The 14,838-nt window shown below is 60.0% G+C and carries 6 protein-coding genes; 3 read left to right on the forward strand and 3 right to left on the reverse strand.

What is annotated here, in order from left to right; translation table 11 throughout:
• Window positions 1-241: 241 nt before the first annotated feature.
• Window positions 242-4,348 (forward strand): DNA-directed RNA polymerase subunit beta, encoded by a 4,107-nt coding sequence (rpoB, locus tag GTP23_RS15615; RefSeq protein ID WP_161035991.1) that lies wholly within the window; start codon window positions 242-244, stop codon window positions 4,346-4,348.
• Between the two features lie 87 nt (window positions 4,349-4,435).
• Complete coding sequence (rpoC, locus tag GTP23_RS15620) at window positions 4,436-8,668, forward strand: DNA-directed RNA polymerase subunit beta' (RefSeq protein WP_161035992.1); 4,233 nt, start codon at window positions 4,436-4,438, stop codon at window positions 8,666-8,668.
• Between the two features lie 134 nt (window positions 8,669-8,802).
• On the opposite strand, the gene GTP23_RS15625 is transcribed toward rpoC, so the two are convergent.
• From GTP23_RS15625 to GTP23_RS15635, 3 genes are all read right to left on the reverse strand, one after another.
• A complete protein-coding gene (locus GTP23_RS15625) occupies window positions 8,803-10,650 on the reverse strand; it encodes a DUF885 domain-containing protein (RefSeq protein ID WP_161035993.1) in 1,848 nt (615 codons plus the stop codon).
• Window positions 10,651-10,767: 117 nt separating this feature from the next.
• Window positions 10,768-11,940: an HPP family protein gene (locus GTP23_RS15630; protein WP_161035994.1), complete on the reverse strand. Its 1,173-nt coding sequence runs from the start codon at window positions 11,938-11,940 to the stop codon at window positions 10,768-10,770.
• Window positions 11,941-12,017: 77 nt separating this feature from the next.
• Window positions 12,018-12,494 carry an Lrp/AsnC family transcriptional regulator gene (locus GTP23_RS15635; RefSeq protein ID WP_155436691.1) on the reverse strand — a complete coding sequence of 159 codons (477 nt, stop codon included), beginning with the start codon at window positions 12,492-12,494 and terminating at the stop codon, window positions 12,018-12,020.
• Between the two features lie 127 nt (window positions 12,495-12,621).
• Here GTP23_RS15635 and GTP23_RS15640 point away from each other — a divergent pair, with 127 nt between their 5' ends.
• Complete coding sequence (locus tag GTP23_RS15640) at window positions 12,622-14,697, forward strand: aminotransferase class V-fold PLP-dependent enzyme (protein WP_161035995.1); 2,076 nt, start codon at window positions 12,622-12,624, stop codon at window positions 14,695-14,697.
• Window positions 14,698-14,838 lie beyond the last annotated feature (141 nt).

The following is a 14,838-nucleotide window of genomic DNA, read 5'->3' on the forward strand; positions in this document are numbered from 1 at the left end:
GGATATCCTTCCGAAAGGGGGAATATCCGGCTTTGGCTCCTTTGTCGTCCTCGTCGTATTTGTAGCGTCGGTTTCGCGCTACAGTGGTACGCAGTTTATTGAAATCAGCTGGAAATGGTAGAAGTTTCAGGTTTCGTCTGTGTGACATGCAGCCGAACACCTTGTTGAACTAGGGCTATCGGCACTGGTGACACAGGCAAAACCTGAATTTTTTATCCTTTCTGTCACTCACGGAGTGTCCATGCACTACTCATTTACTGAGAAGAAACGCATTCGCAAATCATTCGCGAAGCGCGCCAACGTTCACCACGTTCCGTTCCTGCTGGCTACCCAGCTCGAGTCCTACCATAGTTTCTTGCAAGAAGACGTAGCACCGTCGACCCGCAAGAACGACGGCCTGCAGTCGGCCTTTACCTCGATTTTCCCTATCGTTTCGCACAATGGCTTTGCGCGTCTCGAATTCCTGTCGTACGTTCTGGGCGATCCTGCCTTTGACGTCAAGGAATGCCAACTGCGTGGTCTGACGTTCGCGTCGCCGCTGCGCGCCAAGGTACGTCTGGTGATCCTGGACAAGGAATCGCCGACCAAGCCAGTCGTCAAAGAAATGAAGGAACAGGAAGTCTACATGGGCGAACTGCCCCTGATGACTAGCACCGGTTCGTTCGTGATCAATGGTACTGAGCGCGTCATCGTTTCGCAGCTGCATCGCTCGCCTGGTGTGTTCTTCGAACACGACCGCGGCAAGACCCACTCCTCCGGCAAACTGCTGTTCTCGGCCCGTATCATTCCTTACCGTGGTTCGTGGCTGGACTTCGAGTTCGATCCGAAAGACATTCTGTTCTTCCGCGTCGACCGTCGTCGCAAGATGCCTGTAACGATACTGCTGAAAGCAATCGGCATGTCGCACGAGCAGATTCTGGCCAACTTCTTCGTGTTCGATAATTTCAACCTGCGTTCCGAAGGCGCAGAGATGGAATTCGTCGCCGAGCGCCTGCGTGGCGAAGTCGCCCGTTTCGACATCGTCAACAAAGAAGGCAAAACGCTGGTCCTCAAAGACAAGCGTATCAACGCCAAGCACGTGCGCGACATCGAATCGAACGGCATCAAGTTCATCTCGGTACCAGAAGACTACCTGCTGGGCCGTGTACTGGCGAAAAACATCGTGGATCCGGAAACCGGTGAAGTGGTGGCCAGCGCCAATGACGAGCTGACCGAAGACGTACTGGCCCGCCTGCGCGAAGCCAACATCACTGAAATCCAGACGCTGTACACCAACGATCTGGATCAGGGCGCCTACATCTCGCAAACCCTGCGTATCGACGACACCGCTGACCAGATGGCAGCGCGCGTAGCGATCTACCGCATGATGCGTCCTGGCGAACCGCCAACGGAAGATTCCGTCGAAGCCCTGTTCAACGGCCTGTTCTACAGCGCCGACCGTTACGACCTGTCCGCCGTGGGCCGCATGAAGTTCAACCGCCGTATCGGCCGTGATGAACTGACGGGCGCCATGACGCTGTCGAACGAAGACGTGCTGGCCGTGATCAAGATCCTCGTCGAGCTGCGCAATGGCCGCGGCGAAGTGGACGATATCGATCACCTGGGTAACCGTCGTGTACGTTGCGTGGGCGAACTGGCCGAGAACCAGTTCCGCGCCGGTCTGGTACGCGTTGAGCGCGCCGTGAAAGAGCGTCTGGGTCAGGCTGAAGCCGACAACCTGATGCCGCACGACCTGATCAACTCGAAACCGATCTCGGCTGCCATCCGCGAATTCTTCGGCTCCTCGCAGCTGTCGCAGTTCATGGACCAGACCAACCCGCTGTCGGAAATCACCCACAAGCGCCGTGTTTCCGCTCTGGGCCCTGGCGGTCTGACGCGCGAACGCGCCGGCTTCGAGGTACGCGACGTGCACCCGACCCACTACGGCCGTGTGTGCCCGATCGAAACGCCTGAAGGTCCGAACATCGGTCTGATCAACTCGCTGGCACTGTATGCCCGCCTGAACGAATACGGCTTCCTGGAAACCCCGTACCGTAAAGTGATCGACTCCAAGATTACCGACCAGATCGATTATCTGTCGGCGATCGAAGAGGGCCGCTACATCATCGCGCAGGCGAATGCCTCGATCAACGATGACGGCATCCTGTGCGACGAGCTGGTCTCGGCACGTGAAGCCGGCGAAACCATTCTGGTATCGCCAGAGCGCATCCAGTACATGGACGTGGCTCCTGGCCAGATCGTTTCCGTGGCAGCTTCGCTGATTCCGTTCCTCGAACACGATGACGCGAACCGTGCACTGATGGGCGCCAACATGCAACGTCAGGCTGTACCTTGCTTGCGTCCTGAAAAGGCGCTGGTCGGTACCGGTATCGAACGTACTGTGGCAGTCGACTCGGGTACCACCGTACAAGCCGTCCGTGGCGGTATCGTGGACTACATCGATGCAGGCCGTGTGGTGATCCGTGTTAACGACGACGAAGCGCAAGCTGGCGAAGTCGGTGTGGACATCTACAACCTGATCAAGTACACCCGTTCCAACCAGAACACCAACATCAACCAGCGTCCTATCGTCAAGCGTGGTGACCGTGTGGCCCGTGGCGACGTGATCGCCGACGGCGCATCGACCGACCTGGGCGAACTGGCACTGGGCCAGAACATGACCGTGGCCTTCATGCCATGGAATGGTCTGAACTTCGAAGATTCGATCCTGATCTCGGAAAACGTGGTCAAAGACGACCGCTACACTTCGATCCACATCGAAGAGCTGTCCGTCGTAGCCCGTGACACCAAGCTGGGCGCGGAAGAAATCACCCGCGACATCTCGAATCTGGCGGAAAACCAGCTGGCTCGTCTGGACGAGTCGGGTATCGTCTACATCGGTGCAGAAGTACAGGCTGGCGACACGCTGGTCGGTAAAGTCACGCCGAAAGGTGAAACCCAGCTGACGCCGGAAGAAAAACTGCTGCGCGCCATCTTCGGTGAAAAAGCTTCGGACGTGAAAGACACCTCGCTGCGCGTGCCTTCGGGCATGGTCGGTACCGTGATCGACGTGCAAGTGTTCACCCGCGAAGGCATCGTGCGCGACAAACGCGCCCAGCAGATCATCGACGATGAACTGAAACGCTTCCGTCTGGACCTGAACGACCAGATGCGTATTGTGGAAGGCGATGCCTTCCAGCGTCTGGAAAAAATGCTGATCGGTCAAGTGGTCAACGGCGGTCCGAAGAAGCTGGCCAAAGGCGCCAAGATCACCAAGGAATACCTGGACGATCTGGACAAATATCACTGGTTCGACATCCGTCCGGCCGATGATACCGCTGCTACCGCACTCGAAGCGATCAAGGAATCGATCAACGAGAAGCGTCACCAGTTCGATCTGGCCTTCGAAGAGAAGCGCAAGAAACTCACCCAGGGCGATGAACTGCAACCTGGCGTGCAGAAGATGGTGAAAGTGTATCTGGCTGTGAAACGTCGTCTGCAGTCGGGCGACAAGATGGCAGGTCGTCACGGTAACAAGGGTGTGGTTTCCCGTATCGTGCCAGTGGAAGACATGCCATACATGGCTGACGGTACGCCAGCCGACGTGGTACTGAACCCGCTGGGTGTGCCTTCGCGTATGAACGTGGGTCAGATTCTCGAGACCCACCTGGGCTGGGCTGCTAAAGGTCTGGGTATCCGTATCGGCGAGATGCTGCAACAGCAGATCAAAGTCGAAGAGATGCGCAAGTTCCTGTCCACCGTCTACAACGAGAATGGCCGTCCGGAAGATCTGGACCAGTTCGACGACGAAGAGATCATGAAGCTGGCCAACAACCTGAAAAAAGGTGTGCCGTTCGCGACGCCGGTGTTCGACGGTGCGCATGAGTCGGAAATCCGCCGCATGCTGGACCTGGCTTACCCTGATGAGATCGCAACCAAGCTGGGCATGACCCCGTCGAAGAATCAGGTCACCATGTATGACGGCCGTACCGGTGAAGCGTTCGAGCGTAAAGTTACCGTTGGTGTGATGCACATGCTGAAACTGCACCACCTGGTCGATGACAAGATGCACGCCCGTTCGACCGGTCCATACTCGCTGGTAACGCAGCAGCCACTGGGCGGTAAAGCCCAGTTCGGTGGCCAGCGCTTCGGTGAGATGGAGGTGTGGGCACTGGAAGCTTACGGTGCCTCGTACGTGCTGCAAGAAATGCTGACCGTGAAGTCCGATGACGTGAACGGCCGTACCAAAGTGTACGAAAACCTGGTCAAAGGTGACCACGTGATCGACGCTGGTATGCCGGAATCGTTCAACGTGCTGGTGAAAGAGATCCGTTCCCTGGGTATCGATATCGACCTGGAACGCAACTAAGGCGCAAGCCCTGTTCACAAGTGCGTGTCCCGCCGGCCTGTCGCCGGCGGGACAGTTTAAAGAATTCATCACTACCTGGAGTGATACATGAAAGCCCTGCTCGATCTATTCAAGCAAGTACAGACGAACGAGACCTTTGACGCGATCAAAATCGGTCTCGCTTCGCCTGAAAAAATCCGTTCGTGGTCCTACGGCGAAGTTAAAAAGCCGGAAACCATCAACTACCGTACCTTCAAGCCTGAGCGCGACGGCCTGTTCTGCGCCAAAATCTTTGGCCCGATCAAGGATTACGAGTGCCTGTGCGGTAAATACAAGCGTCTGAAACACCGCGGTGTGATCTGCGAAAAATGCGGCGTTGAAGTCACGCTGGCCAAAGTGCGTCGTGAGCGCATGGGCCACATCGAACTGGCTTCGCCTACCGCCCACATCTGGTTCCTGAAGTCGCTGCCATCGCGCCTCGGTATGGTGCTGGACATGACCCTGCGCGATATCGAACGCGTACTGTACTTCGAAGCATATGTTGTGACCGATCCAGGCATGACCCCGCTGAAGAAGTGCCAGATCATGTCGGAAGACGATTACGCCGCCAAGTACGAAGAGTACGGCGACGACTTCACCGCCTTCATGGGCGCGGAAGGTATCCGTGAACTGCTGCGCTCGATCGACATCCACCGCGATGCCGAAACCCTGCGCGTGGAACTGAAGGAATCGAAGTCCGAAGCCAAGATCAAGAAATACGCCAAGCGTCTGAAAGTGCTGGAAGCATTCCAGCGTTCGGGCATCAAGCCTGAGTGGATGATCATGGAAGTGCTGCCGGTGCTGCCACCGGAACTGCGCCCACTGGTACCACTGGATGGCGGCCGTTTCGCGACCTCGGATCTGAACGATCTGTATCGCCGCGTGATCAACCGTAACAACCGTCTGAAACGTCTGATGGAGCTGCGCGCTCCAGAGATCATCACGCGTAACGAAAAGCGTATGCTGCAAGAAGCAGTGGACTCGCTGCTGGATAACGGCCGTCGTGGTAAAGCCATGACCGGCGCCAACAAGCGTCCGCTGAAATCGCTGGCTGAAATGATCAAAGGTAAGGGCGGCCGCTTCCGTCAGAACTTGCTGGGTAAGCGCGTCGACTACTCGGGCCGTTCCGTGATCGTGGTGGGTCCACAGCTGAAACTGCACCAGTGCGGTCTGCCTAAGCTGATGGCGCTCGAGCTGTTCAAACCATTTATCTTCAACAAACTGGAACTGATGGGTCTGGCTACGACCATCAAGGCTGCCAAGAAACTGGTAGAGATTCAAGAGCCAGTGGTGTGGGATATTCTGGAAGACGTGATCCGCGAACATCCGATCATGCTGAACCGTGCACCTACGCTGCACCGTCTCGGTATTCAGGCCTTCGAGCCTGTGCTGATCGAAGGTAAAGCGATCCAGCTGCACCCGCTGGTCTGCGCCGCATTCAATGCGGACTTCGACGGTGACCAGATGGCAGTTCACGTACCGCTGTCGATCGAAGCACAGATGGAAGCCCGCACCCTGATGCTGGCTTCGAACAACATTCTGTTCCCGTCGAACGGCGAACCATCGATCGTTCCTTCGCAGGATATCGTGCTGGGTCTGTACTACGCGACCCGCGAAGCGATCAATGCGAAAAACGAAGGTATGCTGTTCCCTGACGTGTCGGAAGTCATCCGTGCCTACGACAACAAGCAGGTCGAACTGACCACCCGTATTACCGTACGTATCGTGGAAAACCCGAAAGATCCGGCTACCGGCGAATTCGTGCGTACCGTGACCCGTTACGAAACCACGGTGGGTCGCGCCATCCTGTCGGAAATTCTGCCTAAGGGCCTGCCGTTCAGCGTACTGAACCGCGCTCTGAAGAAGAAAGAAATTTCGAAACTGATCAACACGTCCTTCCGTAAGTGCGGCCTGCGCGCGACGGTGGTATTTGCTGATCAGCTGATGCAGTCGGGCTTCCGTCTGGCAACCCGCGCCGGTATTTCGATCTGCGTGGACGACATGCTGGTACCGCCACAAAAAGTCACCCTGATTTCGACCGCCGAGTCGGAAGTCAAACAGATCGAGCAGCAGTACGCTTCGGGTCTGGTGACCGCTGGCGAACGTTACAACAAGGTAGTGGACATCTGGGGCAAGACCTCCGACGAAGTCGGCAAGGCCATGATGGACCAGCTGAAGGTAGAAGACGTCATCAAGCGCGACGGCACCAAGTCGACGCAGGAATCGTTCAACGCGATTTACATGATGGCCGACTCGGGCGCCCGTGGTTCGGCAGCCCAGATCCGTCAGCTGGCCGGTATGCGTGGTCTGATGGCGAAACCGGACGGTTCGATTATCGAAACCCCGATTACCGCGAACTTCCGCGAAGGTCTGAACGTTCTGCAGTACTTCATTTCGACCCACGGTGCACGTAAAGGTCTGGCCGATACGGCGCTGAAAACCGCGAACTCCGGTTACCTGACCCGTCGTCTGGTCGACGTGACCCAGGATCTGGTGGTGATCGAGGACGATTGCGGCACCTCCAACGGTACCGTGATGAAGGCACTGGTTGAAGGCGGTGAAGTCATCGAAGCGCTGCGCGACCGTATTCTGGGCCGCGTGGCTGGTACCGACGTGATCAACCCTGAAACCCAGGCTACCCTGTACGAAGCCGGCACGCTGCTGGACGAAGACATGGTGGAAGAGATCGAACGTCTGGGCATCGACGAAGTCAAAGTCCGTACCCCGCTGACTTGCGACACCCGCTACGGCCTGTGCGCCAAGTGCTACGGTCGCGATCTGGGCCGCGGTCTGCTGGTCAACGCTGGCGAAGCCGTCGGTGTGGTGGCAGCGCAGTCGATCGGTGAACCTGGTACCCAGCTGACCATGCGTACCTTCCACATCGGTGGTGCGGCATCGCGTGCAGCAGTGGCCTCGTCGGTGGAAGCCAAGTCGAACGGTACTATCCGCTTCACTTCGACCATGCGTTACGTCACCAACGGCAAAGGCGCCCAGATCGTCATTTCGCGTTCGGGCGAAGTGCTGATCACGGACGACCATGGCCGTGAACGTGAACGTCACAAAGTACCATACGGCGCGACCCTGATCGTCAAAGACGGCATGGTCATCAAAGCCGGTACCGCGCTGGCAACCTGGGATCCGCTGACCCGTCCTATCATTACCGAATACGCCGGTACCGTGCGTTTCGAGAATGTGGAAGAAGGCGTCACCGTAGCCCGTCAGGTGGACGAAGTAACCGGTCTGTCGACGCTGGTGGTAATCGATGCCAAACGTCGCGGTTCGCTGACCAAGACCATGCGTCCGCAGGTAAAACTGCTGAACGACGATGGCCACGAAGTGAAGATCGCCGGTACCGAACACGCAGTATCGATCGGCTTCCAGGTGGGCGCGCTGATCATGGTGAAAGACGGTCAGCAAGTATCGGTGGGTGAAGTGCTGGCACGTATCCCGACCGAATCGCAGAAAACCCGAGACATTACCGGTGGTCTGCCACGCGTAGCCGAACTGTTCGAAGCACGTTCGCCGAAAGATGCGGGCATGCTGGCGGAAGTGACCGGTACTGTGGCCTTCGGTAAAGAAACCAAAGGTAAGCAGCGTCTGGAAATCACCGACATGGACGGCAACAAGCACGAGTTCCTGATTACCAAGGACAAGCAAGTGCTGGTGCACGACGGCCAGGTGGTGAACAAGGGCGAGATGATCGTGGACGGCCCGGCTGATCCGCAAGACATCCTGCGTCTGCTGGGTATCGAAGCGCTGGCCCGCTACATCGTGGACGAAGTGCAGGACGTGTACCGTCTGCAGGGCGTGAAGATTAACGACAAGCACATCGAAGTGATCGTACGTCAGATGCTGCGTCGTGTTCAGATCGTTAATGCTGGCGACACCGACTACATCGTCGGCGAGCAGGTTGAGCGTTCCGAACTGCTGGAAGAGAATGATCGCGTCACCAAAGATGGCAAGCTGCCAGCAACCTACGAAAACGTACTGCTGGGTATTACCAAAGCATCGCTGTCGACCGACTCCTTCATCTCGGCCGCATCGTTCCAGGAAACCACCCGCGTGCTGACCGAAGCTGCCATCATGGGCAAACGCGACGGTCTGCGTGGTCTGAAAGAGAACGTCATCGTGGGTCGTCTGATCCCTGGCGGTACCGGTCTGGCCTTCCACCGCGCTCGCAAAGAGAAAGAGCAGTGGGAAGTCGAAGAGCGTCAAGCTCTGCTGGCAGCCGAGAAAGCAGCCATGGCGAGCAGCGAAGCTGACGTCAGCGAAGTCGTTAGCCCGCAAGACGGCGAAGCGTAATCCTCGCGACCTCATGAAAACGGCACCCTCGGGTGCCGTTTTTTTATGCGCGCTACCAATTCATCGTAGCGCTGGATGTAAAAACGGGCGCTGTGTGGCGCCCGTTATGTTTGCTGCTTAGTTGCTTAGTTGCTTTACTGCTGGCTGGCGATCCAGCGGTCGACCTTGGCTTCGAGCAGGGCCAGTGGCAGCGTGCCATCGCCCAGCACTACGGCGTGGAAGGCCGGCAGGCTGAACTTGCTACCCAGTGCTTTGGCGGCGCGCTCGCGCAGCGCGACAATCTTCAGCGAGCCGATCTTGTAGCCCAGTGCCTGTGCCGGCCAGGCCATATAGCGCTCCGTCTCCGTCTTGGCCGTGACGTCATAGCCCAGCGTGTCGTGCATATAGGCGATGCTCTGCTCGCGCGTCCAACCTTTGGCGTGCATGCCCGTATCGACCACCAGACGGGTGGCGCGCAGCAGTTCGTCGTTGAGGTGGCCGAAGTACTGGGCCGGATCTTCGAACAGGCCCATTTCCTTGCCCAGCGTTTCGGCATACAGGGCCCAGCCTTCCGTGAAGGCATTGTTGCCGCCGAATTTGCGGAACTTCGGCAGATTCAACTCCTGATTCAGCGCGATGTGGAAGTGGTGGCCCGGTTTGCCTTCGTGCAGGAACAGCGTGGTCATGCCCGTGCTGCCGTATTTGGTCGGGTCGTTCACCACCGACCAGAACACGCCCGGACGTGACCCGTCGCCTGCCGGCGGGGTGTAGTGGTCGGATGCCGTGGCGCGGCTCAGTTCCGGCTCCAGACGCAGATCGAGCGGGGCTTTCGGCAGCAGCGTGAACATCTGCGGCAGCTTGGCATCGAGCACGTCTTTGAGCTTGTGGTACACGGCCTGTACTTCATCTTCCGTTTTGAACGGATAGAACTTCGGCTGGGCTGCGACCCACACCGGCAAGCCCGCCGCAGGACCGTCATAGCCCAGTTGCGGGCCGAGGATGGCGAACTGCGCCTGTATGCGTGCCACTTCCTTCAGGCCGATTGCATGGATTTCTTCCGGCTTCAGCGTGGTGGTCGTGGCGTTGGCGATGCGCGCCTGATACCACGCTGCACCATTCGGCAAGGCGCTCAGACCCGTGCTGGTGCGGCAGGCTGGCAGATAGTCTTGCTCGACAAACGTGGCCAGACGTTTCAGGGCGGGCAGGATGCGCTCGCCCACGGCTTTGCGGTAGGCGGCCGTCAGGCGCTGCTGGTCGGCCGCGCTGAAGCTGGCAGGCATCTTTTTGATCGGGGTGTAGAAGATATTGCTTTCAGCCGAGTCGCTCAGCAGTTGCTGGAACTGGGGCAGGGCCGACACCATCAGCGCCTGCGGCTGGGTGACGCCGCTGCGCATGCCCACGCGCATATTGGCGATGGCCTGATCTATCCATGCGGGCAGCTGGCTGATACGGTGCAGATAGGCTTCGTATTGCTTGACGGTGGTGAGTGGCTGCGAGCCTTCGCCGCCCGCGTAGTTGGCCAGCGTAACCGGCACGCTATCCATCTGGGTGATGGGCAGCAAATGCTCGGGGTAGGGTTCCATGGCCAGCAGGCCTTGCAGCTCATAGGCGAGGATGTCGTAGCTGACGCGGTCGGTATGGTTCAGGCGCTCGCGCGGAATCTGCTGCAGGCGCTGGCTGAACTGGCGGTACAGTTTGAACTGGCGCGCACGCTGGGCCGGCGCAATGCTCAGGCCCAGCTGGTCGTCGAAACGGCTGTCGCCATTCTCGGTGGCGTTGAGCGGCTCGTAGCGGGCGTTGGCATCGTAATACTGGTCGGCCAGCTTGAGCAGGGCGCGCTGGGTGGCGCCGTCACTGGCGGCCGGTACGGCAGCATCCGCTGCAGCAGCAGCGGCAGGCTGGGTGGCAGCGTAGCTCGGCGAGGCAGTTAAGGCTAAGGGCGCGGATAGCGCCAGTGCAACAGCGGCAGCCAGTACAGCGCGGGTAGGGCGGAATGGGCTCATAGGTCTCCTGTTTGTGGGGCGTTAAGCGGAACGCCGGTTAGGATAAGCCATCCGCGCCGGTGGCGCGAGGGTTTGTTGCTAGCCTGCCCAGTCGGCCACGCTAAGCCCGTCTGCCGCCTAGGCCACGGCTTCCGCCAGCCGCCGCTCATATAGCGCGGCGATCAGGTCGGACTGCGCCACCATGCCGGCGAAACGCTGCTCGTGATCGATCACGGGGATGTGGTGCAGGCCGGAGTCGGCCATCAGTGGCACCAGATCGGCGATGGGCGTATCGATGTGCACGGTAGTCGCCTGCTTGCACATGATCTGGCCCACTACTTCCGCTTTTTCCGTATGGGTGATGCCGCTCTTGCGCAGGAACTTTTTGAGCTGGTGGTTCAGGCCGTGGATGTCGTTAAGGCCGCCGTATTCAAGGAAGTCGGCCAGCGTGATAATGCCGATCACGCGGTCGGCACGGTTCAGCACGGGCAGGGCGGCCAGCCGGTGTTCGCGCATCACGCGCCAGGCATCTTCCAGACAGGAACCGAATTCCGCACTGACGATATCGCGCGACATGATATCGCCGCAAGTCAGCATGCCGAAGCGGCGCTGGTAGGCGCGCTGCTCGGTTTGCATGAACAGGGCGTGCAGATCATCGCGGCTGATATCGAGCACCTGATTGTATTGCTTCAGCACGGCGTCCAGATCGTCCGGCTTGAAGCCCAGCCGCACGGTCGGCACCTCATCCCTGGTGGCGTGCAGATTGGCGATATGGGCCTGCTGGGTGTGCGGATAGCGCCGCCCCGTCAGGTTGTTGTAGAGGATGGCCAGCAGCACCATCATGGCCGAATTGGCCAGCACGGTAAGCATGGCGAACTGGTAGCCGGCCGTCTGCACGGCAGGACCGCCGATCACCGTGATCAGCGCCACCGCGCCGCCGGGCGGGTGCAGGCAGCGCAGGGCAAACATGGCGCCCAGAGCCAGCGCGGCCGCCAGTGCGCCCAGCAGGGCGGGGTTGAGGCTGTTGCCCAGCCAGTGCACGCAGGCCACGCCCACTAGTGCGCTGACCACATTGCCGCCGATCACCGCCCATGGCTGGGCCAGCGGGCTGGCCGGCAGGGCAAACAGCAGCACGGCGGTGGCGCCCATGGGGGCGATCAGGCTGATGTGCAGCTGGCTGGCAGCCAGCAGCTGCTGACAGAGCAGGGCGCCGATGAACAGCCCCAGCAGTATGCCTGCCGCGCTGCGCAGCTGTTCACTCAGATTGGTGGTGGCAGGGCCCGGTAGCCAGCGTTGCAGCAGTGCGCGCATGTTGAATCCAGTATTTGAAATGGAGCAAATCTTACTCCAAGCTCAGGCTGCTGTGTGCGGGGCGGTTGTTGCCGCTCCTAGCCGTGCGCCACCAGTTCCAGCGGCAGGGCGGTGGTGAACTTAATCTGCTCCATCGAGAAAGCCGAGGAGACCCCGCTCAGCTGGGCCACCTTGATGAGTTTCTTGTAAAAACGGTCATAGCCTTCGATATCGCTGGTCACCACCTTGAGCAGGTAATCGATATCGCCGCTCATGCGGTGGAACTCCTGCACTTCCGGCAGCGCGATCACGGCGGCGGCGAAGCGCGCCAGCCATTTATCGTCGTGCTGGCTGGTGCGTACGCTGACGAACACGGTGACGGGCAGGCCCACTTTGCGCCGGTTGACGATGGCCACGCGGTTCTCCAGATAGCCTTCTTCTTCCAGCCGGCGTATGCGTTTCCAGCACGGCGTGGCGGACAGGCCTATGCGTTCGCTGAGCTGGGCCACCGACAGCGTGCCGTCCACCTGCAGGGCGGAGAGGATAGCGTAATCATAGCGGTCAAGTGGATTCATGCTGAATTTTCCTGAAAAATAGGATGAATGTCCTATATGTTAGCTGTAGCCGGAGTATTTTAGTACATCTATTTTCGCGCTTCTGACTAAACTATATGCATTGATTAGCCTGCTTTCCTGTGCCCCCATGACGACCGAAATCTACCTCGACGGCAATGCCACCTCTCCCGTGCTGCCGGCCGCCATCGCCGCCGCCACCTGTGCCATGGGCCAGCGCTATGGCAACCCTAGCAGCAGCCATGCCGCCGGCCTGAGTGCCAAAGCGCTGCTCGATCAGGCCCGCCAGTGCGCGCGCCGCCTGCTGGGCGTGGGCGAAGGCCGGCTGATGTTCAATAGCGGTGCCACCGAAGGCATACAGACGGCCGTCCTGTCGGCACTGGTGGCCCTGCGCGAACGGCGCGAGCAGGGCGAGGCCATCGGCAGCCTGCTCGTATATGGCGCCACCGAACACAAGGCCGTGCCGGAAAGTCTGGCGCACTGGAACCGTCTGCTGGGCCTGAATCTGACGCTGCACAAGCTGCCTGTGAACCCGCAAGGTATGCACGATCTGGGCGCACTGCGCGCCTGCGCCGGGGAAGCGGCACTGGTGTGCACCATGGCGGCGAATAATGAAACAGGTGTGATCAGCGATATCGCCGGTATCCAGCGCGTGCTGGAACAGACCGGCTGCAAAGCTTACTGGATGGTCGATTGCGTACAGGCGCTGGGCAAGCTGGCACTGAATCTGGCCGCGACCCGTATCGACTACGCACCTTTCTCCGGCCACAAGCTGTATGCGCCCAAGGGCATAGGCATGTTGTACGTGCGCGCCGGTGCACCATTCACGCCGCTGATCGTGGGCGGCGGGCAGGAAAGCGCGCAGCGCTCCGGTACGGAGAACATGGCCGGTATCGCCGCGCTGGGTACCGTGCTGGCCGCGCTGGAACGGGGCGACACCTTCCGCACCCATGCCGAACTGGAAGGCTACCGCGCCCGTCTGGCCGATGCGTTGCGCGAGGCCTTGCCCGGCATCGTCTTCAACAACCCGTTTGAAAACTCGCTGCCCACCACGCTGAACTTCTCCGTGCCGGGGCTGGCCAGCCGCGAACTGATGGACGTGTTCGACGCAGCCCAAGTGCGCGTCAGCTCGGGCAGTGCCTGCTCCGCGGCCAAGGCGGCACCGAGCTATGTGCTGGATGCCATGCAGCTGCCGCTGTGGCGCAGCGCCGGTGCCATCCGCATGTCGTTCGGCCCGCTGACGGATGCTGCCATGATAGACGACGCCTGCCGCCGCATTGCCCGCTGTGGCGCGGCACTGCGGGCCGGCTGTTTGATTCCGTCCGAGCGCCACGGCACGGCCCATGACGGCCTGCTGCAGATGGGCGTAGAAGGTGCCTGCAGCTGGCTGGTGCTCGATGCCGCCAGCCGCAGCTGCGTGCTGATCGACCCGCTGCCCGAACATACGGCCCGCATCGAAGCTTTTGTACGCTGCCAGAACTACCGCGTGCAGGCGATACTGAACACGGCAGCAGGGCAGGAGAACGGTGCCCTGATCGAAGCACTGGGCCGCCATGCGGTGAGCCGCGTGCCGGCCGATGCCTATGGCTGGCCGGCCTTGCCGGATAGCGTGACGCTGGCTGGCGGCCAGTCCGTTCCGGCCTTGAAGCTGGGTGAGCGCACGCTGGCCTGCGTGGTGGAGGGCGCGCAGCGCCACTATCTGCTGGGACAGACGGTGCAAGGCCAGCTGGCCGCAGCGGCCGTGCGCTTTGCGTTCAGCCGCACGCCATGCGTACCGGCGCTGCAAGGGCTGACGGGAGCGGCCACGCTGCTATGTCCTAGCCGCGATGAACAGAACCAGTTCTGCGCAGGGGCTACCGCCGCTGCTGCCGTCTGCTGCGACAGCCTGCAGCTTGACCATGCGGGCCTGAACCAGCTGCTGGGCGCCCATCCCGATGCCTTGCTGATCGACGTGCGCGAAGATTACGAATACGCGGCCAGCGCCACCGTGCTGGCGGTGGCAGGCAAGGTACAGAGCGTTCCTTTGAGCCGCCTGACGGAACATGCGGCCGACTGGCTGGCAGCGGCCGATAGCACGCTGATATTCATCTGCCGCAGCGGCAATCGCAGCCTGAAAGCTGCCCAGTGTATGCGCCGTCTGGGCCACCAGCACAGCTACAGCCTGACGGGCGGGCTGGCACTGGCGGCGCTGGCACAAGCAGCCTGAAGCTTGCAGGATTACAGTTTTCTCTTCGTTTGAGGGCCGCGCAAGCGGCCCTTTTTTTTGCTCCCATGCCAGCGTATATGTACGCTTGCGCACGGTCGTGCCCGCGCCCGCCGAGTAAGCTGCCTATGCATATTTTTCTGC

The sequence above is a fragment of the Duganella fentianensis genome (genome assembly GCF_009857835.1).
Lineage (GTDB): Bacteria > Pseudomonadota > Gammaproteobacteria > Burkholderiales > Burkholderiaceae_D > Rugamonas > Rugamonas fentianensis.